Here is a 21,946-nt window from a genome sequence, read left to right on the forward strand (position 1 = left end):
CGAGTAGCACCCGTCAGTAGTGCGAGAGTGCGAGGTGAGCACGCGTCATGACCGTTACGGAACGCGAAGCCCGAGAGGTCGCCGAGGCGGCGCGGGAGCAGGACTGGCGAAAGCCCAGCTTTGCCAAGGAACTCTTCCTGGGCCGATTCCGGCTCGACCTCATCCACCCGCATCCGGCGCCCGACCCCGAGTCCGTGCAGCGCGGCGAGGACTTCCTCACCAAGCTGCGCACCTTCTGCGAGACCAGCATCGACGGCGCGCTCATCGAACGCGAGTCGCAGATCCCGGACGACGTGATCAACGGCCTCAAGGGGCTCGGCGCCCTCGGCATGAAGGTCGGCACCGAGTACGGCGGCCTCGGCCTGTCGCAGGTCTACTACAACAAGGCCCTCGCCCTCGCCAGTTCCGCCAGCCCGGCCGTCGGCGCGCTGCTCTCCGCGCACCAGTCGATCGGCGTGCCGCAGCCGCTGAAGCTGTTCGGCACGCAGGAGCAGAAGGACACCTTCCTGCCGCGCTGCGCCACCACCGACATCTCCGCCTTCCTGCTCACCGAACCCGACGTCGGCTCCGACCCGGCCCGCCTCGCCACGACGGCCGTTCCCGACGGCGACCACTACGTGCTGGACGGTGTGAAGCTGTGGACCACCAACGGCGTCGTCGCCGACCTGCTGGTGGTGATGGCGCGGGTGCCGAAGTCGGACGGCCACCCCGGCGGCATCAGCGCCTTCGTCGTCGAGGGCGACGCCGAGGGCATCACGGTGGAGAACCGCAACGCGTTCATGGGCCTGCGCGGCATCGAGAACGGCGTCACCCGCTTCCACCGGGTGCGCGTGCCGAAGGCCAACCTCATCGGCAAGGAGGGCGCCGGCCTCAAGATCGCGCTGACCACGCTCAACACCGGACGCCTCTCCCTCCCCGCGACCTGCGTGGGCGCCGGCAAATGGTGCCTGAAGATCGCCCGCGAGTGGAGCGAGGCCCGGGTGCAGTGGGGCAAGCCGGTCGCCAAGCACGAGGCCGTCGGCGGCAAGATGGCGTTCATGGCCGCGACCACCTTCGCGCTGGAGGCGGTCGTCGACCTGTCCTCCCAGATGGCTGACGAGGACCGCAACGACATCCGCATCGAGGCCGCCCTCGCGAAGCTTTTCGGCAGCGAGATGGCCTGGCAGATGGCCGACGACCTGGTGCAGATCCGGGGCGGCCGCGGCTACGAGACCGCCGCCTCGCTCGCCGCCCGCGGCGAGAAGGGCATCCCCGCCGAGCAGCTGCTCCGCGACATGCGCATCAACCGGATCTTCGAGGGCTCCACGGAGATCATGCACCTGCTGATCGCGCGCGAGGCCGTCGACGCGCACCTCTCCGTCGCGGGCGAGCTGATCGACCCGGAGGCCACGTTCGCCGACAAGCGGAAGGCCGCCCTCGCGGCCGGCGGCTTCTACGCCCGCTGGCTGCCCAAGCTGGTCGCCGGCGCCGGCCAGCTGCCGAACGCCTACGCCGAGTTCGACAACCTCGCCCCGCACCTGCGCTACGTCGAGCGCACCGCCCGCAAGCTGGCGCGGTCCACGTTCTACGCCATGTCCCGCTGGCAGGGCCGGATGGAGACCAAGCAGAACTTCCTCGCCCGCATCGTCGACATCGGCGCCGAACTCTTCGCGATGAGCGCCGCCTGCGTCCGTGCGGAGCAGATGCGCCGCGACGACGACAACGGCAAGGCCGCCCACCAGCTCGCGGACGCCTTCTGCCGCCAGTCGCGGGTCCGCGTCGAGGAACTGTTCAGCCGCCTGTGGCACAACACCGACGACCTGGACCGCACCGTGGTCAAGGGCCTCATGAACGGCTCCTACACCTGGCTGGAGGAGGGCGTCCTCGACGCCTCCACCGACGGCGCCTGGATCGCGGACCAGACCCCCGGTCCGTCCACCAAGGAGAACGCCCACCGCCCCATCCGCTGACGTTTCCGCACGGGGGAGGGAGGCCGCTGCTCCGCAGCGGCCTCCCTCCCACTGATGATCGCGGCGACGGCGGAACTCCAGGGTCTGACAGTGCTCCACTACGACCGTGACCGAGACCGTCGCAGAGGTGACCGGTCAGCCGACCCAGTGGTTGGCCCCTCCCGGCGCTCTGTGACGGGAGGGCCCGATCGGGTCCTCCCGCCGTCGCCGTGCTGGAGGCGGCTGCACCCGCAGGCGCGTCAGCCGAGTTCGGCGGCGACCAGGGACGCGGCCTCGGCGACGAGCGGGTCGATCCGTTCCGCGTCCGGAGTGAAGCGGGTGGTCAGCACCGCCAGGACGATCGGCGGATGGCCGGGCGGCCAGGTGAGGCCCACGTCGTTGTTGGTGCCGTACTCCCCGCCGCCGGTCTTGTCCGCGACGGCCCAGCCGTCGGGCAGCCCGGCCCGGAACTTCGCGCCGCTGGTGGTGTTGCCCAGCAGCCACCCGGTGAGCCGGCGCCGGTCGCCGCGGTCGAGTGCGTCCCCGAGGGTGAGCCGCGCGTAGGTGCCTGCGACGGCGCGCGGCGTGGTGGTGTCCGTACGCCGCCCGGGCTCCGCCGAGTTCAGCTCCGGCTCCCACCGGTCGAGCCGGGTGACGCGGTCCCCGACGGAGCGGCAGAAGCGGGTGACGGCCCGCGGCCCGCCCAGTGCGCGCAGCAGCAGGTTGGCCGCGGCGTTGTCGCTGTACCGGATCGCCGCGTCGCACAGCTCCTCGACCGTCATGCCGTGCGCGAGGTGCTCCGGCTTCCCGGTGACGGGGGCGTAGCCGGAGTCCGTGACGGTCTTCTCGTCGTAGCGCACGCGCCGCGCCAGGAACTCTCCGTGCCGGTCGAGGTCCCGCAGCACGGCGGCGACGGCGAGGGTCTTGAAGACCGAGCACATCGGGAACCGCTCCTGCGCCCGGTATTGCACGCTCCGGCCGGTGGCCGTGTCGTGGGCGAAGACGCCGAGCCGTGCGGCGTGCCGGTTCTCCAGCTCCGTGAGCCGCCGGGCGAGTCGGTCCCCGTCGGCCGTCGCCGGTGCCGCGTGCGCGCTGCCGCCCAGCGGCGCCGCCGCGGCCACGAGCGCCCCGGCGCCCAGCGAGAGCGCGACGCGCCGTGACGCGTGCGCACCCGTACCCGTACCCCTGACCTCCACCTGAACTCTCCCCTCACCGAACCGAACGTCGTCTGCCTCCCCTGACACGCCCTCACCAGCCCCCCGGTTCCCTCACCGGCGGGTGCGCACGGGTGACTTGACAGGCACTATTCTCTCAGAGAATAGTGCTGTGCATGTCCACAGCCGCACACGTGCTGCTCGCCCTGCTGGCCACCGGCCCGCAGCACGGCTACGACCTCAAGAAGGCGCACGACCAGCGCTTTCCGCAGGCGAAGCCGATCGCCTTCGGCCAGGTCTACGGCACGCTGGGCCGTCTCGAACGGGACGGACTCGTCGAGCAGGCCGGCCAGAGCCGTGACGGCGGCCCCGACCGCACCGAGTTCGCCCTCACCGCCGCCGGGCGGGAAAAACTCACCGGCTGGCTCGCACACGTCGAGACGCCCGCGCCGTACATCAGCAGCGAACTGCTCGCCAAGGTCGTCGTCGCCCTGCTCGTCGCCGACACCGACGAGGCGCGCGCCTACCTGTCCGCGCAACGACAGGCCCATGCCGCCCGCCTGCGCGAACTGACCGCACTCAAGACCGACCCCGCGGCCCCGCTCGGCGACGTCGTCGCCGCGGACTTCGCCCTCGCCCACATCGACGCCGACCTGCGCTGGATGCAGACCACTCTGGAACGCGTCGCCGACCTGCACCGAGAGGTCCACGCATGACCTTCCTGCACGCCCGCGGACTCGAGAAGTCCTACGGACGCACCCCCGCGCTCCGGGGGGTGACCCTCGACATCGCGCACGGCGAGTTCGTCGCCGTCACCGGCCCCAGCGGCTCCGGCAAGTCCACGCTGCTGCACAGCCTCGCCGGCATCCTCGCCCCCGACGCGGGCGAGGTGCACTTCGGCGGCCGGCGGCTGGACGACCTCACCGAGGACGCCCGCTCCCGGCTGCGCCGCACCGCGTTCGGCGTGCTCTTCCAGTTCGGTGGTCTCGTCGCCGAACTGACCGCCGCCGAGAACGTCGCGCTGCCCCTGCTGCTCGGCGGCCGGAGCCGCCGCGAGGCCCGGGCCACCGCCCTGACCTGGCTGGAACGCCTCGGCGTCGCCGACGTCGCCGACTCCCTCCCCGGAGAGACCTCCGGCGGCCAGCAGCAGCGCTGCGCGGCCGCCCGTGCGCTGGTCACCGAGCCCCAGGTGCTGTTCGCCGACGAGCCCACCGGCGCGCTGGACGCCCTGGCCGGGGAGCAACTCCTCGGCCTGCTCAGCCGCCTCACCCGGGAACAGGGGACCACCGTCGTCCTGGTCACCCACGAACCACGGGTCGCCGGCTACGCCGACCGCGAGATCGTGCTCCGTGACGGCGAGGTCGACTCCACGGGCCTCGGCGTCACCGGCTTCGACACCGCGGCGACCCGCTTCGCGGCGGAGAACCGGGGTGCCGCGTGAGGGAGTTGAAGCCCGCGGCCCTCCTCCGCCTCGCCCTCGCCGGCACCCGCACGGACACCCTGCGGGCGGCACTGACCGCTTTCGGCGCCGCCCTCGGAGGGCTCGCCGCGCTGTGTGCGGCGACCGTGCTGGCGATCGACCCGTCCGGACCGTTCGGTGCCGCCCGGCCGGGCTCGGCGCAGCACTACAGCAGCGCACTGCTCCGCCAGCCCGGCCTGCGGCCGGGCGTCGTCCTCGCGCTGCTGATGATGACCCTGCCGGTGCTGGCCCTGCTCGGCCAGTGCGCCCGCATCGGCGCGCCGGCACGCGACCGCCGGCTCGCCGCCGTACGCCTGGCCGGTGCCACGCCCCGCCAGGCGAGGGTGATCGCCGCGACGGAGACCGGCCTCGCCGCGCTGGCCGGCACGGTCGCCGGACTGGGTGTCTTCCTCGTCCTGCGCGTGGTGCTGCACGACCCGGGCCCCGACGGGCGGCTGCCGTTCCCCACGGACGTCCTGCCGTCTCCCCTGGCCTTCGGGGCGGTGGTCCTGGGCCTGCCGGGCCTCGCCGCCCTCACCGCGGTGGTGCTGCTGCGCCGGGCCGTCGTCAGTCCGCTGGGCGTGACCCGCCGGGCACGCCGGAAAGGCGCGCCGCGGCCCTGGCCCGCGGCGCTGATCGCCCTCGGGCTCGCCCTGGCGACGCTCGCCCAGTTCACGCCGCTGCTCGCTCTTGACCGACCCGCCGGTCCACCGGTCGGCGTCGCTCTGTTCGCCCTGCTCGGCGGCGGGATCTGCTGCGTTCTGGGCGTCGTCCTGGGCGCGGGGTGGATCACCCACACGGCAGGTCGCGTGCTGCACCGCTACGCCCGCGGGCCCGCGGCGCTGGTCGCGTCGCGCCGCCTCCGGGAAGACCCGTGGAGCGGCAGCCGGGCCCTCGCCGCCGTCCTCACCTGTGTGGTGGTCGGCGCGGTGGCCGCGGGCGTCCGGGAACTGTTCGCGGCGCTCGTCGCCGCGCGGATCGAGGTTCAGCGCCGTTCCGACATCCGGGCGGGGCGGGAACCGACCGGACTCGGCGGCTCGGACGCGGACTTCTACCTGGGCACGATGGACCTCGTCCAGGTGGCCGTGCTGCTGTCCCTCGTCGTCGCGACACTCGGCCTGATCGCCGCCCTCGCGGAGGGCGTGGTCTCCCGGCGCGGCGCGCACGCCGCGCTGGCGGCCACGGGGGTGCCCCGGCGTGTGCTGCGGCGCGTGGTCGCCTGGCAGACCTTCGCCCCGCTCGTCCCGGCCACGGCGCTCGCCCTGACGGTGGGAACGCTCCTCGCCCGGGGCTACGGCCACGAGTACGAGGCCCTCGGCAACGAGCCGTCCTTCAACGTGGTCCGCGAAGCGGCCGTGCCCTGGGCCGAACTGGGCCTGTACGGCGCGGTCACCCTGGCGCTCGCGGGGGGCGCGGTCGCCGTGGGATGGGCGTTCCTGCGCGGCGGCACCTCCGTGGAGGAGCTGCGGACCGGCTGACGACGGGCGCGGCCCGGCGGGGACGCCCCGGGGCACGGTACGGCGGGGTGGGGCACCGGAGAGGGGGCCCCGCCCCGCCGCTGCACGTGACGCTCCGTGGAACAGACACAATGGACCCATGACGGACCACCTCCTCGCTGACCCGCACGCCCCCTGTCCCGCCGACCCACCCCCGTCCGGCGGCCCTCGGGACATCGTGATCCTCGGCTCGACCGGCTCGATCGGCACCCAGGCGGTGGACGTCGTGCTCAGCAACCCGGAGCGCTTCCGGGTGACCGCGCTGTCCGCCAACGGCGGGCGCGTGGCCGAGCTCGCCGAGCAGGCGCGGCGGCTGCGGGTACGCGCGGTGGCCGTCGCCCGCGCCGACAGGGCCGACGACCTGCGCGAGGCGCTGCGCGCCGCCTTCGGCCCCGGTGAACCGCTGCCGGAGGTGCTGGCCGGGCCCGACGCGGCGACCGAGCTGGCCGGGTCCGAGTGCCACACCGTCCTCAACGGCATCACCGGTTCCATCGGTCTCGCCCCCACTCTCGCGGCGCTCGAGGCCGGCCGTGTGCTGGCGCTGGCCAACAAGGAGTCGCTGATCGTCGGCGGCCCGCTGGTGAAGGCCCTCGCCCGCCCGGGTCAGATCGTCCCCGTCGACTCCGAGCACTCGGCACTGTTCCAGGCGCTGAAGGGCGGCACCCGCGGCGAGGTGCGGAAGCTGCTGGTCACCGCCTCAGGCGGTCCGTTCCGCGGCCGCACCCGGGCCGAGCTGGCGGACGTGACCCCCGAGGACGCCCTCGCCCACCCCACCTGGGCGATGGGCCCGGTGATCACCGTCAACTCGGCCACCCTGGTCAACAAGGGCCTGGAGGTCATCGAGGCCCATCTGCTGTACGACATCCCCTTCGACCGCATCCAGGTCGTCGTCCACCCGCAGTCAGCCATCCACTCGATGGTGGAGTTCACCGACGGTTCCACGCTCGCCCAGTGCGGCCCGCCCGACATGCGGCTGCCCATCGCCCTGGGCATCGGCTGGCCCGCACGGGTGCCGGACGCCGGGCCGGTGTTCGACTGGACGCAGCCCATGTCCTGGGACTTCTTCCCGCTGGACGAGGACGCCTTCCCCTCCGTCCCGCTCGCCTGCCACGTCGGCGCGCTCGGCGGCACCGCCCCCGCCGTCTACAACGCCGCCAACGAGGAGTGCGTCGACGCGTTCCTCGCCGGCAGGCTGCCCTTCACCGGAATTGTCGATACGGTCGCCTCCGTGGTCGAGGAGCACACCGGCGGGCGCACGGACGGCTCGCCCGGCGGAACCGACCTGACGTTGACCGGTGTCCTGGAGGCCGAGGAGTGGGCGCGGGCGAGAGCCCGCGAGCTGGCGGCCCGGGCGGTAGTGGAGGCGCGCGCATGACGACCCTGATGTGGATCCTCGGCATAGTCGTCTTCGCGATCGGCCTGCTGATCTCCATCGCCTGGCACGAGCTGGGCCACCTGACCACCGCCAAGATGTTCGGCGTCCGGGTGCCGCAGTACATGGTCGGCTTCGGTCCGACCCTCTTCTCCCGCCGCAAGGGCGAGACCGAGTACGGCATCAAGGCCATCCCGCTCGGCGGCTACATCCGCATGATCGGCATGTTCCCGCCCGGCGACGACGGGAAGGTGCGGAAGCGTTCCACCTCGCCGTTCCGCGGCATGATCGAGGACGCTCGCGAGGCCGCGTACGAGGAGCTCCAGCTGGGGGACGAGAAGCGGCTGTTCTACACGCGCAAGCCGTGGAAGCGCGTCATCGTCATGTTCGCCGGGCCGTTCATGAACCTGATCCTGGCCGTGGCGGTCTTCCTCGGGGTCCTGATGACCTTCGGCGTCAACACCACCACCACGACGGTGGCGAGCGTCTCCGACTGCGTGCTGCCGGCCTCGGCGTCCGTCGACGAGAAGTGTCCGAAGGGCGCCGCCGACACGCCCGCGGAGAAGGCCGGGCTGCGGCCGGGCGACACCTTCGTGTCGTTCGACGGCGAGAAGGTCACCGAGTGGGAGCAGCTCCGCGAGGCCATCCGGAAGACCACCGGCGAGGCCACCCTCGTCGTCGAGGGCAAGGACGGAGAGCGCCGCACCCTCCAGGCCGACCTGGTGGAGAACGAGGTCGCCAAGATCGGCGAGGACGGTCGACAGGTCGAGGGCGAGACGGTGACGACCGGCTTCCTCGGCTTCCGGCCCGCGTCCGGTGTGGTCGAGCAGTCCTTCCCGCAGGCCGTCGACCGGATGGGCGACATGATGGTCGCCGGGTTCGAGGCCCTGATCGACCTGCCGTCGAAGATCGACGACCTGTGGGCCGCCACGTTCGGTGACGCGGAACGCCGGCAGGACTCACCGATGGGCGTCGTCGGCGCGGCCCGCGTCGGCGGGGAGATCTTCTCCCTCGACATCCCGGCCACGTACCAGATCGCGATGATGCTGCAGATGGTGGCGGCGTTCAACCTGTCGCTGTTCCTCTTCAACATGCTCCCGCTGCTGCCGCTGGACGGCGGGCACATCGCCGGCGCGCTGTGGGAGTCGCTGCGCCGCGGCGTGGCCAAGGTGCTCCGGCGTCCCGACCCCGGCCCGTTCGACGTGGCGAAGCTGATGCCCGTCGCCTACGTGGTCGCCGGCGTCTTCGTCGGTTTCACGCTGCTGGTGATGGCCGCGGACATCGTCAACCCGGTCCGTCTCACCGGGTAGCGCCGCCCCTCGAAGGGTGACGGCCGTACGCCCGTCCGCGGGCATCCGGCCGTCACCCTTCGTGTGGGTTTGACCGGCGCGATGTGCTGACCGCGCACCGGGTGCCGTAATCTCGGATCCGGAGCCCGCTCGACGATCTCGGGACCATGATCCACACCTTGGGGTTGCACCGCCGATGACAGCGATTTCGCTCGGAATGCCGGACGTACCGACCAAGCTCGCCGACCGCCGCGTCAGCCGGAAGATCCAGGTCGGCCCGGTGGCCGTGGGTGGCGACGCCCCCGTCTCGGTCCAGTCCATGACCACCACCCGCACCTCGGACATCGGCGCGACGCTCCAGCAGATCGCCGAACTGACCGCCTCCGGCTGCCAGATCGTGCGCGTCGCCTGCCCGACGCAGGACGACGCCGACGCCCTCGCCACCATCGCGAGGAAGTCGCAGATCCCGGTCATCGCCGACATCCACTTCCAGCCCAAGTACGTCTTCGCCGCCATCGACGCCGGCTGCGCCGCCGTCCGGGTGAACCCGGGCAACATCAAGCAGTTCGACGACAAGGTGAAGGAGATCGCCAAGGCCGCGTCCGCCGCCGCCACCCCGATCCGCATCGGAGTCAACGCGGGCTCGCTCGACAGGCGACTGCTCCAGAAGTACGGCAAGGCCACCCCCGAGGCCCTGGTCGAGTCGGCGCTGTGGGAGTGCTCGCTCTTCGAGGAGCACGGCTTCCGCGACATCAAGATCTCCGTCAAGCACAACGACCCGGTCGTGATGGTCAACGCCTACCGGCAGCTCGCCGCGCAGTGCGACTACCCGCTGCACCTCGGCGTCACCGAGGCCGGCCCCGCCTTCCAGGGCACCATCAAGTCCGCGGTCGCCTTCGGCGCCCTGCTCTCCGAGGGCATCGGCGACACCATCCGCGTCTCCCTCTCCGCGCCGCCCGCCGAAGAGGTCAAGGTCGGCATCCAGATCCTGGAGTCCCTCGGCCTGCGCCAGCGCCGCCTCGAGATCGTCTCCTGCCCGTCCTGCGGCCGCGCCCAGGTCGACGTCTACAAGCTGGCCGACGAGGTCACCGCCGGACTGGAGGGCATGGAGGTGCCGCTCCGCGTCGCCGTCATGGGCTGCGTCGTCAACGGCCCCGGTGAGGCCCGCGAGGCCGACCTCGGCGTCGCCTCCGGTAACGGCAAGGGCCAGATCTTCGTCAAGGGGGAGGTCATCAAGACCGTTCCCGAGTCGAAGATCGTCGAGACGCTGATCGACGAGGCTATGAAGATCGCCGAGCAGATGGAGAAGGACGGCGTCGCCTCCGGCGAGCCCGCCGTCTCCGTCGCCGGCTGAACGCCGCGACGGACCTCACCCGGGTGCGGCGGTGCCGTCACCCGGGTGACGGCGTCCACGGGGGAGCGCCAGCCGGACGGCGCGGCCGGAGTTAGAGTTCCCGCAGGGATCCAGCGGGCCACGGCCCCCGTACCGGCGAGGTGAGGCGATTCGTGCTGACGACCACCTCGATACGGGTCCTCGAACCCGACGAGCTCGACTCCGCACTGTCCGTGCTCCACCGCGAACCCGTCAACAACGCCTTCGTCGCCGCCCGCGTCCAGGCCTCCGGCCTCGACCCGTGGCGTCTCGGCGGCGAACTCTGGGGCTGGTACCGCCACGGCCGGCTGGAGTCCCTCTGCTACGCCGGCGCCAATCTGGTGCCGCTCTGCGCGAGCCCGGAGGCCGTACGCGCCTTCGCCGAACGCGCCCGGCGGCAGGGCCGCCGCTGCTCCTCCATAGTCGGCCCCGCGGCCCCCACCGCCGCGCTCTGGTCCCGCCTCCAGCCGCACTGGGGCCCCGCCCGCGAGGTCCGCCCGCACCAGCCGCTGATGGTCACCGAAACGGTTCCGCAGGACGTCGCCCCCGACCCCCTCGTCCGCCGGGTCCGCAAGGACGAGATGGACCTGGTCATGCCGGCCTGCATCGCGATGTTCACCGAGGAGGTCGGCGTCTCGCCGCTCGCCGGCGACGGCGGCCTCATCTACCAGGCCCGCGTCGCCGAACTCGTCGGTTCCGGCCGCTCCTTCGCCCGCTTCGAGGGCGACCGCGTGATCTTCAAGGCCGAGATCGGCGCCGCCACCCCGCACGCATGCCAGATCCAGGGCGTCTGGGTCGCCCCCGAACACCGCGGCCGCCGCCTCTCCGTCTCCGGCATGGCCGCCGTCCTCCGCTACGCGCTGACCGAGATCGCCCCCGTGGTGAGCCTGTACGTCAACGACTTCAACACCGCAGCCCGCGCCTCGTACCGGCGCGTCGGCTTCCGCGAGGTCGGCGCGTTCATGAGCGTCCTCTTCTGACGCGCGCCCACGGACGATCAGCTAGTAGCCTCCCCGCCATGCGGCATACCTCCGGACACCACCACCCGGACCCCCGAGCGGTGTCCATCGGCCCCCTCGACCTGGCCGCACGCGTCGACGAAGCTCTCGCCGTGCAGGCGCTGGCCTTCGGGCTCACCGACGACGAGGTCGCCGTCCGGCACCACATCGTGCTGCGCCACCTGACCATGACCGGCGCCCGCGCCCTCGGCGCCACCACCGACGAGGGCGACCGACTGGTCGGCTTCGTCTACGGCATGCCCAACGACCGCACCCAGTGGTGGTCCACCGTCGTCCACCCCTACCTGCGCCAGGAGGGCCACGACGCGTGGCTCGGTGACGCGTTCGTGATCACCGAACTGCACGTCCTGCCCGCCTTCCAGAACCGCGGTCTGGGCCGCGCGCTCATCACCGGGATCACCGACGGGGCCGACGAGCCGCGGTCGATCCTCTCCGCGCTCGACACCGAGTCCCCGGCTCGCGCGCTCTACCGTTCGCTCGGCTACCGCGACCTGGCTCGTCGCGTCCGCTTCCCCTCCGCGAGCTGTCCCTACGTCGTCATGGGCGCGCACCTCCCCCTCCGCCGCTCCCCGGACGGGTCCTAGCACCGGCCGGTGAGACGGGTCGGGGCGGACGGGCGTGCGGGAACAGGAGGAGCGCCCCCGTGGACGTCGGCCACCGGCGCCCCGGATACGCATTTCCGCCCGGCCGCCGACAACGGATAACCTCCTGTTCTCACCGCCTCACGCCCGCGGCGCGCGGCGGCACCGCACCTCACCACCAGCAGGAGACCCCCGATGGCAGCCCGAGTCCAGCGCATGTCCCGCACGATGCTGAAGACGCTGCGCGACGACCCGGCCGACGCCGAGACGCTCAGCCACAAGCTTCTCGTCCGGGCCGGATACGTCCGCCGCGCCGCGGCCGGAATCTGGACCTGGCTCCCGCTGGGCAAGCAGGTGCTGGAGAACGTCACCCGCGTCGTGCGGGAGGAGATGGACGCCATCGGCGCCCAGGAGGTGCTGCTGCCCGCGCTGCTGCCCAAGGAGCCGTACGAGCAGTCCGGCCGCTACGAGGAGTACGGCGACCTGCTCTTCCGCCTCAAGGACCGCAAGGGCGGCGACTACCTCCTCGGGCCGACCCACGAGGAGATCTTCACCCAGGTCGTCAAGGACCAGTGCGCGTCCTACAAGGACCTGCCGGTGATGCTGTACCAGATCCAGACCAAGTACCGGGACGAGGCCCGCCCCCGGTCCGGCATCCTGCGCGGCCGCGAGTTCACCATGAAGGACTCCTACTCCTTCGACGTGAGCGACGCCGCGCTGGAGGAGTCCTACCGGCTGCACCGCCAGGCGTACCAGCGGATCTTCGAGCGGCTCGGCCTGGACTACCGCATCGTGTCCGCCGTCTCCGGCTCGATGGGCGGCTCCGCGTCCGAGGAGTTCCTCGCGCCCGCCGCGGCCGGCGAGGACACCTTCGTCTACTGCCCGGCCTGCGGTTTCGCGGCCAACACCGAGGCGATGACGACCGCCCTGACGCCGGTCGACGGCTCCGGCCACCCGCCGGTCGAGGACCTGGACACCCCCGACACCCCCACCATCGAGACGCTCGCCGAGCACCTCGGCGTCCCCGCCTCGGCCACCCTCAAGAACCTCCTGGTCAAGGTCGACGGCGAGATCGTCGCCGTGGGCGTTCCCGGCGACCGCGAGGTCGACATGGGGAAGCTCGCCGAGCACCTGGCGCCCGCCGAGGTCGAGCTGGTCACCGCCGACGACTTCACCGACCGCTCCGACCTGGTGCGCGGCTACGTCGGCCCGCAGGGCGGCATGGCCGGCAAGGCGTTCCGCTACCTCGCCGACCCGCGCGTCGCCCCCGGCACCAGCTGGGTCACCGGCGCCAACAAGGCCGACACCCACGCCCGCAACGTCGTGTGCGGCCGCGACTTCGAGGTCGACCAGTACCTCGACGTCGTGGTGGTCGAGCCCGGCGACCCCTGCCCGCGCTGCGCCGAGGGCATCACCCTCGACCGGGCGATCGAGATCGGCCACATCTTCCAGCTCGGCCGCAAGTACGCCGACGCCTTCGAGCTGGACGTGCTCGGCCAGGACGGCAAGCCGGTGCGCGTGACGATGGGCAGCTACGGCGTCGGCGTCTCCCGCGCGGTGGCGGCACTGGCCGAGCAGACCGCCGACGAGCAGGGGCTGTGCTGGCCCCGCGAGATCGCCCCGGCCGACGTGCACGTCGTCGCCGCGGGCAAGGCCGCGCAGACCGAGCTGGCGCTGGAGGTGTCCGAGCAACTCGGCGCCGCGGGCGTACGCGTGCTGGTCGACGACCGTGCGGGAGTGTCGCCCGGCGTGAAGTTCACCGACGCCGAGCTGATCGGCGTGCCGACCATCCTGGTCGCCGGGCGGCGCGCGAAGGAGGGCGTCGTCGAGGTCAAGGACCGCCGGACGGGCGAGCGCGAGGAGATGCCGGTCGCCGACGCGGTGGCCCGGCTGGCCGCACTCGGCTGACCGACCGCCGGACGGGCGGCGGGGCTCCGGCACCCGCCGCCGGCTCGGCGGATCAGCCCTGGTGCGGCGGGCCCCAGCCGGCCTGCGGCTGCTGCCCGCCGTAGGGCGCCTGCGCGGGGTACGGCGCCTGCGCGGGGTACGGCGGCGCCTGCGGAGCGCGCGGCGTGCTCCCGCCCTGCACGCGTGCGAGCACACCGCACGCCACCGCTCCGATCATGAGGCCGATGCCGAGGTGCGAGCCGGCCTCCCGTATCTGCTGGAACTCGAGGCTCTCCACGTCCGACCGCTCGGCCACCAGCGGCATGACGAAACCCTGTGCGAGGAAGTAGAGCCCGAGCCCGAGCAGCACCCATCCGAAGATCTTCATGCGCGGCACCCTACTCCGGGCCGAGCAGGGGATTCCCCGGCTCCACACCTGCTCCACAGCGGGGTCCGGGCCGGTCCTGCCGGACGCGTCACAGCCAGCCGGCGAACTCCAGCAGCGCCTCGCCGTCCTGCCGGTCGCCGCGCCACACGTGGCGCACGCCGGACCGGACGGCCCGGAACAGAGCCCACCCCCGCAGCCGTTCGCGGTCCAGCTCCAGCCCGTCCGCCAGCCGGTGCATCCGGCGCCGGGTCGCCGCCGGTGCGCCCGCCGAGGCCATCAGGTCGTGCAGCCGGTCGCGGACCAGCCGCGCCAGGTCGTACGCAGGCTCGCCCACCAGCGGGTCCGGTCCGACCGTCAGCCACGGAGACCGTTCCGCGGAGGCGGACAGGACCGCCCCCTGCCGGAAGTCTCCGTGCAGCAGCACCTGTCGGGGCGTGCCGGACAGCAGCCCCTCCCGCAGCTCCAGCGCCTCGTCGACCAGCGGACGCGCCTCCCCGGGCGTGTACGTCCGCATCATCTCCGCCTCCGCGGCGGTACGGTCGGCCACCTGCTCGAAGCCGTGCCCGTCCGCGGGCGGTACCCACAGGCGGCGCAGCGCCGAACTGGCCTCCAGCATCGCCTTGGCCTCGGGCAGCGACCGCAGCGACACCTCCCCGTGCAGGCGTTCCAGCAGCAGCGCGCCGTCCTCCGGGGCCGCGCGCACCAGCCGTACGGCGCCCCGGCCGTCCCAGCACGCCAGCGCCTCGGCCTCGCGTGCGGCCGAGGTGCCGGGGGCGGTCAGCTTGAGGGCGGCGGGGGTGCCGTCCGTCTGCCGCACCAGCACCAGCAGGCTGGTCCGCCCGCCGGGGGAGACCACCCGCTCGTCCGTCAGCTCCCAGCGCTCCAGCAGCGTCTCCAGCAGGCCGGGCAGCTTCTCCAGCCACTTCGCGGCCGCCGCGGCTTCGTCCGCGTCCGGGTGGCCGTGCAGGGCGCGCACCAGCCGCTGCGGTGGGTCGAGGGGCAGTACGGAGGGCATGTGCCGGACGGGGCCTTTCGCGACGGCGACGGACGGTCAGAGCGGGTGGGACTCCTTGGTCGGCCGGCCCGGTGCGCCGGTCCGTCCCGGCACCGACCGTTCGGTGAGCCCAGGGAAGGCTACGCCCGTGCCCCGCCAGCGCACCGCGCGGAGGGCTGCTTCGCGCAGCGCCGCCGCGGCGTCGCGCCGCCGCTGGTCGGCCGAGGCCCGCACGAGGTCGGCGTAGACCGCGGCCACCCGGTCCTCCAGCTCGGCCGCGAGGCGCAGCGCCGCCTCCTCGTCCGGTACGTCGAACGGGAGCGCGTAGGCGGCGGCCGCGGGCTGCGGGGTGCCGCCGAGGTCACGCACCCGGCGGCGCAGCGCGTCGCGGCGTGCCCTGTGCGCCGCGTAGGCGCCGCGCGCGGCGCTGCGGCGGTCCTGCGCGATCCGGCCGCCGACCACGCCGTAGCCGTACACCGCGGCGTGCTCGGCGGACAGTGCCGCCTGGAGCGCGGTGAGTTCGGTGGCGGAGTCGACGGCGGGGTTCGGCTCCGCCTGCCGTGCGGTCGTCATGCGGCGTCGCCTTCCGTGAGCAGCAGGGCGTGGGCGCTGCCGGCCGCCGCCACAGAGGCGAGCAGGCGGGCCAGTTCGGGCGGCGCGTCGACCAGGTCGCGCATCCGGGTGCCGGCCGTGCGGCGTTCGGCCTCGGCCAGCGCGGTCAGCGCCCGCTTCTCGTCGCCCGGTACGGCCGTGCGGTTTCCGGCGGGCGGGCCGCCCGCCGGGCCTTCGCCACCGCCGCCCTTCCGGTCGTCGCCGGCCCCGCCGTCCTGGCCGCCGCCCGCCCGGTGCGGCGCGGAGAACGCCTCCAGGTGCCGGGCCACCGCCTCGCGCAGCGGTGCCAGCAGCCCGCCGAGCGCCGGGTGCACCGCGGCGGTGCTGGTGTACCGGGTCAGCAGGTCCTGGCTGTCCGCCGCGGCCGCACGCCGCAGGCGTCGGGTGGCGTCCACGCGGCGGCGCCGCTCCTCCGGCGACTCCCCGTGGTCCGTGCAGCCGGCGGTGGTGCCGGCCACGAACGTGGCCCCGACCGCTCCGGCCAGCAGGGCACGTCGTGGGGGACCGCTACGGGGGCCGGGCGCACCGGGACCGGCGGTCCCGCCGGGCGTCGTGGACGGCATGGTGCACTCCCAGAAGCAGTGGTTCGCGCCCGCCGGTCGTGCGGGAACGGGATCGCACGGGCGCGGCCCGCACCGGCTCGGCGGGCGGTGATCACGCCAGGTGAGAGTACCTGTGCGATTTCCTGCTTTCCGCCCGGGGCGCGTGTGGCGCGCCAGGGGCGCACTCCGGTGGGGCACGCGCCGTACTCCATCCGGCCCGGACACGTCCTCACGGCGGACGTGTCGGCTCCCGTGCTCCGGGTACGGGAGCCGCGGAGGGCGGGTGTCACACGGTGTCCCCACCCGGTCCGGAGGACCCGCCGCAGACGATAGGCTGGCCCCGGACACGCGAACTTCCCTCCACAACAGCACACGCGGCCGAGGAGTCACCCGGATGAGCACCACCCAGAGCGAGAGGCTGCGCGGGCTGATGGAACCGCTCGCCGGCAAGAGGGGGCTGGATCTCGAGGAGATCACGGTGACCCCCGCCGGGAACAGGCGTGTCCTGCGCGTCGTGGTCGACTCCGACGAGGGCGTGCAGCTCGACACCTGCGCCGAGGTCAGCCGCGAGATCTCCGTGGCCCTCGACGAGTCCGACGTGATGGGGGGCGCCCCCTACGTCCTCGAGGTCACCTCGCCCGGCGCCGACCGCCCGCTGACCGAGCCGCGGCACTTCCGCCGCGCCGTCGGCCGCCTGGTCAGAGCGCAGCTCCACGAGGGCGGCGAGCTCACGGCCCGCATCCTGTCCGTCGACGAGACCGGACTGGACGTCGAGGTGCCGGGCGTGAAGGGCCGAAAGCCCACCGCACGCCGCCTGGAGTTCGACGAGATCGCCCAGGCCCGCGTGGAGATCGAGTTCAACCGCAAGGCCGCGGAGAAGGCCGTACAGCAGAAGGCAGACCGCATGTCCGCGTCCGCCGACGACGAGAGCCAGGAGGAGGCGTAGCCGTGGACATCGACATGAGTGCCCTGCGGGGACTGGTCAGGGAGAAGGAGATCTCCTTCGACCTGCTGGTCGAGGCGATCGAGTCGGCTCTGCTGATCGCCTACCACCGCACCGGGGGAAGCCGCCGCGACGCCCGCGTCGAACTGGACCGCAAGACCGGTCACGTCACGGTGTGGGCGAAGGAGAGCCCGGAGGACCTGCCCGAGGGCGCCGAGCCGCGCGAGTTCGACGACACACCGAGCGGTTTCGGCCGGATCGCCGCCACCACCGCCAAGCAGGTCATCCTGCAGCGCCTGCGCGACGCCGAGGAGGAGGTCACCTTCGGCGAGTACGCGGGCCGGGAGGGCGACGTGGTCGCCGGCGTCGTCCAGCAGGGCAAGGACCCGCGCAGCGTGCTGGTCGACATCGGCAAGCTGGAGGCCATCCTGCCGCCGCAGGAGCAGGTGCCCGGCGAGGAGTACGGTCACGGCACCCGGCTGCGGACCTACGTCGTCCGCGTGGTCAAGGGCGTGCGCGGGCCGTCCGTGACCCTCTCCCGGACCCACCCCAACCTGGTGAAGAAGCTCTTCGAGCTGGAGGTCCCGGAGATCGCCGACGGTTCGGTCGAGATCGCGGCGATCGCCCGCGAGGCCGGCCACCGGACGAAGATCGCGGTGCGCAGCACCCGCTCCGGCCTGAACGCCAAGGGCGCCTGCATCGGCCCGATGGGCGGCCGGGTGCGCAACGTCATGGCCGAGCTCCACGGCGAGAAGATCGACATCGTCGACTGGTCCGAGGACCCGGCCGAGCTGGTGGCGAACGCGCTGTCCCCGGCCCGGGTCAGCAAGGTCGAGATCGTCGACATGGCGGCCCGCTCGGCACGCGTGACGGTGCCCGACTACCAGCTGTCGCTGGCCATCGGCAAGGAAGGCCAGAACGCCCGTCTCGCCGCACGTCTCACCGGCTGGCGCATCGACATCCGGCCGGACACCCCGGCGGCGGAACCGACGGCCGGGCCGGCCGCGGGGCAGCAGGCCGGCACGGGCGCCGAGCAGTCCTGACGGGGCACCGGGCGGCACTCCCCGTGGAGGATCACCCGGTGTGAGGAGGTAGACTTAAGCAGTGTCTCGCCGGACACGCGCCCGAGCATGCCCCGAACGCACCTGCGTGGGCTGCCGGGAACATGCGGGCAAGGCCGGTTTGCTGCGTGTGGTGATGATCGAGGGACGCATCGTTCCCGATCTTCGCGGTACGCTGCCCGGCCGGGGTGCATACGTGCACCCGGCACAGCGGTGTGTCGATCTGGCGGTCCGCCGCCGGGCGTTCCAGCGGGCCTTCCGGGCCCAGGGGCCGCTCGACACCGCGGAACTGCAGCATCTGCAGTCTCCGTAAGCACACAGAACCGTAGGAAAGCCTGCGCGGAACCCCGCGCGGGTCAGGTACCTCGCGAGTCGGAAGTAGGTCGAGATTGCGATGAGCACTCGATGAGTACGCGATGAGTACGCCCATGCACAAGTAGCGAAGGTCCGGCGGAGACCCACCCCCGGACCGTAAGGAGCGAAGTGGCTAAGGTCCGGGTATACGAGCTCGCCAAGGAGCTTGGAGTCGAGAGCAAGGTCGTCATGGCCAAGCTCCAGGAACTCGGCGAGTTCGTCCGATCGGCCTCCTCGACGATCGAGGCGCCGGTCGTGCGCAAACTCACTGACGCGCTCGACGCGGGCGGCACCGGTGGTGCCAAGAAGTCCGCGGCGAAGCCTGCCGCGCCCAAGAAGGCGGCGGCCAAGCCTGCCGCGCCCAAGCCGGGCGCCCAGGCCCCCAAGCCCGGTGCCCCGAAGCCGGGTGCACCCAAGCCGGGTCAGGCCCCCAAGCCGGTGGCCGAGACCCCGACGCCGGGCGCGGCCGCGCCGAAGCCCGGCCCCAAGGCCCCGGCGCCCAAGCCGGGTCCGGCTCAGCCTGCGCAGCCCGCGCCGGCTGCGAAGCCGGAGTTCACCTCCCCGACGGGTCAGGCGCCCAAGCCCGGTGCCGCCGGCCCGCGTCCCGGTGCGCCCAAGCCCGGTCAGGGCGGCGCCCGTCCCGGTTCGCCCAAGCCCGGCGGTCGTTCCGCCGGCCCGCGTCCGGGGAACAACCCCTTCACCTCCGGCGGCTCCACCGGCATGGCGCGCCCGCAGGCGCCCCGTCCGGGCGGCGCCCCCAAGCCGGGCGGCGGCCGTCCGGCCGGCGGTCCGGGCCAGGGCGGTCCGCGTCCGCAGGCCCCGGGCGGCGGCCGTGCCACCCCGGGCAACATGCCGCGTCCGCAGGGCACCGGCACCGGCGCCGGCGGTCCGCGGCCGGGCGGCGGCAACCGTCCGAACCCGGGCATGATGCCGCAGCGTCCCGCTGCCGGCCCGCGTCCCGGCCCCGGCCGCGGCGGTCCCGGCGGTCGTCCGGGCGGCGGCGGTCGTCCCGGCGGCGGCGGTCGTCCCGGCGGTGGCGGCGGCTTCGGCGGTCGTCCCGGCGGTGGCGGCGGCTTCGGCGGTCGTCCCGGCGGCGGTGGTCGTCCCGGCTTCGGCGGACGCCCCGGTGGCCCCGGTGGCCGCGGCGGCACGCAGGGTGCCTTCGGCCGTCCCGGCGGTCCGGCGCGTCGTGGCCGCAAGTCGAAGCGGCAGAGGCGCCAGGAGTACGAGCAGATGTCGGCGCCGTCGGTCGGCGGTGTGATGCTGCCGCGCGGCAAGGGCGAGACCGTCCGGCTGTCGCGTGGTGCCTCGCTGACGGACTTCGCGGAGAAGATCAACGCCAACCCGGCGTCGCTGGTCCAGGTGATGTTCAACCTGGGCGAGATGGTCACCGCGACCCAGTCCGTGCCCGACGAGACGCTGCATCTCCTCGGCGAGGAGATGAACTACGTCGTCCAGATCGTCAGCCCGGAGGAGGAGGACCGCGAGCTGCTCGAGTCCTTCGACATCGAGTTCGGCGAGGACGAGGGCGGCGAAGAGGCCATGGTGGCCCGCCCGCCGGTGGTGACCGTCATGGGTCACGTCGACCACGGCAAGACGCGTCTGCTCGACGCGATCCGCAAGACCAACGTCATCGAGGGTGAGGCCGGCGGCATCACCCAGCACATCGGCGCCTACCAGGCGAAGACCGAGGTCAACGAGGAAGAGCGGAAGATCACCTTCATCGACACCCCGGGTCACGAGGCGTTCACCGCCATGCGTGCCCGCGGTGCCAAGTCGACCGACATCGCGATCCTCGTGGTGGCGGCCAACGACGGTGTGATGCCGCAGACGATCGAGGCCCTGAACCACGCCAAGGCGGCAGAGGTGCCGATCGTGGTCGCGGTCAACAAGATCGACGTCGAGGGTGCGGACCCGACCAAGGTCCGCGGCCAGCTGACCGAGTACGGGCTGATCGCCGAGGAGTACGGCGGCGACACCATGTTCGTCGACATCTCCGCCAAGCAGGGCGAGAACATCGACGCCCTGCTGGAGGCCGTGGTCCTCACCGCGGACGCCGCCCTCGACCTGCGGGCCAACCCCGAGCAGCAGGCTCAGGGTCTCGCCATCGAGGCGCACCTCGACCGCGGCCGCGGTGCGGTGGCCACGGTGCTGGTGCAGCGCGGCACACTGCGCGTCGGCGACACCATGGTCGTGGGCGACGCCCACGGCCGGGTGCGCGCGATGCTCGACGACAAGGGCGAGCACATCAAGGAAGCGGGTCCCTCGACCCCCGTCCTGGTGCTCGGTCTCACCAACGTCCCGGGCGCCGGCGACAACTTCCTCGTCGTCGAGGAGGACCGCACGGCACGTCAGATCGCCGAGCGGCGTGCGACCCGCGAGCGGAACGCTTCGTTCGCCAAGCGCACCCGTCGCGTCTCCCTGGAGGACCTGGACAAGGCGCTCAAGGCCGGCCAGGTACAGAACCTCAACCTCATCATCAAGGGCGACGCGTCCGGTTCGGTCGAGGCTCTGGAGTCCTCGCTGCTGCAGCTCGACGTCGGCGAAGAGGTCGACCTGCGCATCCTGCACCGCGGTGTGGGTGCGGTCACCGAGACCGACATCGACCTGGCGACCGGCTCCGACGCCATCGTCATCGGCTTCAACGTGCGCGCCGAGGGGCGTGCCACGCAGTTGGCCGACCGCGAGGGCGTGGACGTCCGCTACTACTCGGTGATCTACCAGGTCATCGAGGAGATCGAGGCGGCGCTCAAGGGCATGCTCAAGCCGGAGTACGAAGAGGTCGAGCTCGGCACGGCGGAGATCCGCGAGGTCTTCCGCTCCTCCAAGCTCGGCAACATCGCGGGTGTCCTCATCCGCTCCGGCGAGGTCAAGCGCAACACCAAGGCCCGCCTGCTGCGCGACGGCAAGGTCGTCGCGGAGAGCCTCAACATCGAGGGCCTGCGTCGCTTCAAGGACGACGTCACCGAGATCCGGGAAGGCTTCGAGGGCGGTATCAACCTCGGCAGCTACAACGACATCAAGGTGGACGACGTCATCGCGACGTACGAGATGCGGGAGAAGCCCCGCGTCTGACGCGCACGCGTGCCGGGGCCGGTCGGCGGAGCGGAAACTCCGTCGATCGGCCCCGGCTGCTGCCGTTACGATCACCGGGTGTATGTGGGGACTCTCTCTTTCGACCTCCTGCTGGGCGACGTCCACTCGCTCAAGCAGAAGCGGTCCGTCGTCCGTCCGATCGTCGCGGAGCTCCAGCGCAAGTACGCCGTGAGCGTCGCGGAGGTCGGTGAACAGGACCTGCACCGCCGGTCCTGCATCGGCCTGGCGGCGGTCTCCGGCGACCCTGGGCACCTGACGGATGTCCTCGACCGGTGCGAGCGGCTCGTCGCCGCCCGGCCCGAGGTGGAACTGCTGTCCGTCCGGCGGCGCTTCCACGGCGAGGACGACACCTGACCGGCACCGCCGGCAGCACACCGCACCATCCGGCACCACAGCAGA

General features: G+C 72.9%; 20 protein-coding genes and 1 pseudogene. 16 read left to right on the forward strand and 5 right to left on the reverse strand.

Annotated features, from left to right (window positions below):
- The first annotated feature begins 47 nt into the window (after window positions 1-47).
- The gene (locus K304_RS0111800) at window positions 48-1,949 is read left to right on the forward strand and encodes an acyl-CoA dehydrogenase family protein (protein ID WP_027763913.1); all 1,902 of its coding nucleotides are present in this window, start codon (window positions 48-50) and stop codon (window positions 1,947-1,949) included.
- A 51-nt stretch (window positions 1,950-2,000) separates the two neighbouring features.
- A pseudogene (locus tag K304_RS34000) lies at window positions 2,001-2,124 on the forward strand (PIN domain nuclease); the annotation flags it as partial.
- Window positions 2,125-2,188: 64 nt separating this feature from the next.
- Here K304_RS34000 and bla read toward each other — a convergent pair.
- Complete coding sequence (gene bla, locus K304_RS0111805; protein ID WP_027763914.1) at window positions 2,189-3,124, reverse strand: class A beta-lactamase; 936 nt, start codon at window positions 3,122-3,124, stop codon at window positions 2,189-2,191.
- A gap of 134 nt (window positions 3,125-3,258) precedes the next feature.
- On the opposite strand from bla, the gene K304_RS0111810 reads away from it, so the two are divergent.
- The 9 genes from K304_RS0111810 to K304_RS0111850 all read left to right on the forward strand — a co-directional run bounded on the left by K304_RS0111810 (window position 3,259) and on the right by K304_RS0111850 (window position 13,578).
- Complete coding sequence (locus tag K304_RS0111810; protein ID WP_027763915.1) at window positions 3,259-3,798, forward strand: PadR family transcriptional regulator; 540 nt, start codon at window positions 3,259-3,261, stop codon at window positions 3,796-3,798.
- The gene (locus K304_RS28600; RefSeq protein WP_051308330.1) at window positions 3,795-4,523 is read left to right on the forward strand and encodes an ABC transporter ATP-binding protein; all 729 of its coding nucleotides are present in this window, start codon (window positions 3,795-3,797) and stop codon (window positions 4,521-4,523) included. The genes K304_RS0111810 and K304_RS28600 overlap by 4 nt, the downstream gene beginning before the upstream one ends.
- Window positions 4,520-6,019: an FtsX-like permease family protein gene (locus tag K304_RS0111820; protein ID WP_199779600.1), complete on the forward strand. Its 1,500-nt coding sequence runs from the start codon at window positions 4,520-4,522 to the stop codon at window positions 6,017-6,019. The genes K304_RS28600 and K304_RS0111820 overlap by 4 nt, the downstream gene beginning before the upstream one ends.
- 118 nt (window positions 6,020-6,137) lie before the next feature.
- Complete coding sequence (gene dxr, locus K304_RS0111825) at window positions 6,138-7,412, forward strand: 1-deoxy-D-xylulose-5-phosphate reductoisomerase (RefSeq protein WP_027763917.1); 1,275 nt, start codon at window positions 6,138-6,140, stop codon at window positions 7,410-7,412.
- A complete protein-coding gene (locus tag K304_RS0111830) occupies window positions 7,409-8,719 on the forward strand; it encodes a site-2 protease family protein (RefSeq protein ID WP_027763918.1) in 1,311 nt (436 codons plus the stop codon). The genes dxr and K304_RS0111830 overlap by 4 nt, the downstream gene beginning before the upstream one ends.
- A gap of 175 nt (window positions 8,720-8,894) precedes the next feature.
- Window positions 8,895-10,052, forward strand: coding sequence for a flavodoxin-dependent (E)-4-hydroxy-3-methylbut-2-enyl-diphosphate synthase (gene ispG / locus K304_RS0111835; protein ID WP_027763919.1), 1,158 nt, complete (start codon window positions 8,895-8,897; stop codon window positions 10,050-10,052).
- Window positions 10,053-10,204: 152 nt separating this feature from the next.
- Window positions 10,205-11,050, forward strand: a complete 846-nt coding sequence (locus tag K304_RS0111840; RefSeq protein WP_027763920.1) for a GNAT family N-acetyltransferase — start codon at window positions 10,205-10,207, stop codon at window positions 11,048-11,050.
- 38 nt (window positions 11,051-11,088) lie between these two features.
- The gene (locus tag K304_RS0111845) at window positions 11,089-11,673 is read left to right on the forward strand and encodes a GNAT family N-acetyltransferase (RefSeq protein ID WP_051308332.1); all 585 of its coding nucleotides are present in this window, start codon (window positions 11,089-11,091) and stop codon (window positions 11,671-11,673) included.
- Between the two features lie 192 nt (window positions 11,674-11,865).
- On the forward strand, window positions 11,866-13,578 hold the full coding sequence (locus K304_RS0111850; protein WP_027763922.1) for a proline--tRNA ligase: 1,713 nt from the start codon (window positions 11,866-11,868) through the stop codon (window positions 13,576-13,578).
- 52 nt (window positions 13,579-13,630) lie between these two features.
- Here K304_RS0111850 and K304_RS0111855 read toward each other — a convergent pair whose 3' ends face one another.
- The 4 genes from K304_RS0111855 to K304_RS0111870 all read right to left on the reverse strand — a co-directional run bounded on the left by K304_RS0111855 (window position 13,631) and on the right by K304_RS0111870 (window position 16,114).
- Window positions 13,631-13,945 (reverse strand): hypothetical protein, encoded by a 315-nt coding sequence (locus K304_RS0111855; RefSeq protein ID WP_027763923.1) that lies wholly within the window; start codon window positions 13,943-13,945, stop codon window positions 13,631-13,633.
- 88 nt (window positions 13,946-14,033) lie between these two features.
- On the reverse strand, window positions 14,034-14,960 hold the full coding sequence (locus K304_RS0111860; RefSeq protein ID WP_027763924.1) for an aminoglycoside phosphotransferase family protein: 927 nt from the start codon (window positions 14,958-14,960) through the stop codon (window positions 14,034-14,036).
- Between the two features lie 36 nt (window positions 14,961-14,996).
- Complete coding sequence (locus K304_RS28605; RefSeq protein WP_051308334.1) at window positions 14,997-15,512, reverse strand: ferritin-like domain-containing protein; 516 nt, start codon at window positions 15,510-15,512, stop codon at window positions 14,997-14,999.
- Entirely contained in the window at window positions 15,509-16,114 is a 606-nt protein-coding gene (locus tag K304_RS0111870) for a hypothetical protein (RefSeq protein WP_078528958.1), read from the reverse strand. Before K304_RS0111870 ends, K304_RS28605 begins: the two co-directional genes overlap by 4 nt.
- Before the next feature lie 373 nt (window positions 16,115-16,487).
- Between K304_RS0111870 and rimP the strand changes: the two genes are divergently transcribed.
- From rimP to K304_RS0111895, 5 genes are all read left to right on the forward strand, one after another.
- The gene (gene rimP, locus K304_RS0111875; RefSeq protein ID WP_027763926.1) at window positions 16,488-17,039 is read left to right on the forward strand and encodes a ribosome maturation factor RimP; all 552 of its coding nucleotides are present in this window, start codon (window positions 16,488-16,490) and stop codon (window positions 17,037-17,039) included.
- 2 nt (window positions 17,040-17,041) lie between these two features.
- Window positions 17,042-18,079 carry a transcription termination factor NusA gene (nusA, locus tag K304_RS0111880; protein ID WP_027763927.1) on the forward strand — a complete coding sequence of 346 codons (1,038 nt, stop codon included), beginning with the start codon at window positions 17,042-17,044 and terminating at the stop codon, window positions 18,077-18,079.
- Window positions 18,080-18,140: 61 nt separating this feature from the next.
- Complete coding sequence (locus K304_RS0111885) at window positions 18,141-18,410, forward strand: YlxR family protein (protein WP_078528960.1); 270 nt, start codon at window positions 18,141-18,143, stop codon at window positions 18,408-18,410.
- 170 nt (window positions 18,411-18,580) lie between these two features.
- Window positions 18,581-21,526: a translation initiation factor IF-2 gene (gene infB, locus K304_RS0111890; protein ID WP_027763929.1), complete on the forward strand. Its 2,946-nt coding sequence runs from the start codon at window positions 18,581-18,583 to the stop codon at window positions 21,524-21,526.
- Window positions 21,527-21,604: 78 nt separating this feature from the next.
- The gene (locus K304_RS0111895; protein ID WP_027763930.1) at window positions 21,605-21,901 is read left to right on the forward strand and encodes a DUF503 domain-containing protein; all 297 of its coding nucleotides are present in this window, start codon (window positions 21,605-21,607) and stop codon (window positions 21,899-21,901) included.
- Window positions 21,902-21,946 lie beyond the last annotated feature (45 nt).

The sequence above is a fragment of the Streptomyces sp. CNS606 genome (assembly GCF_000426325.1).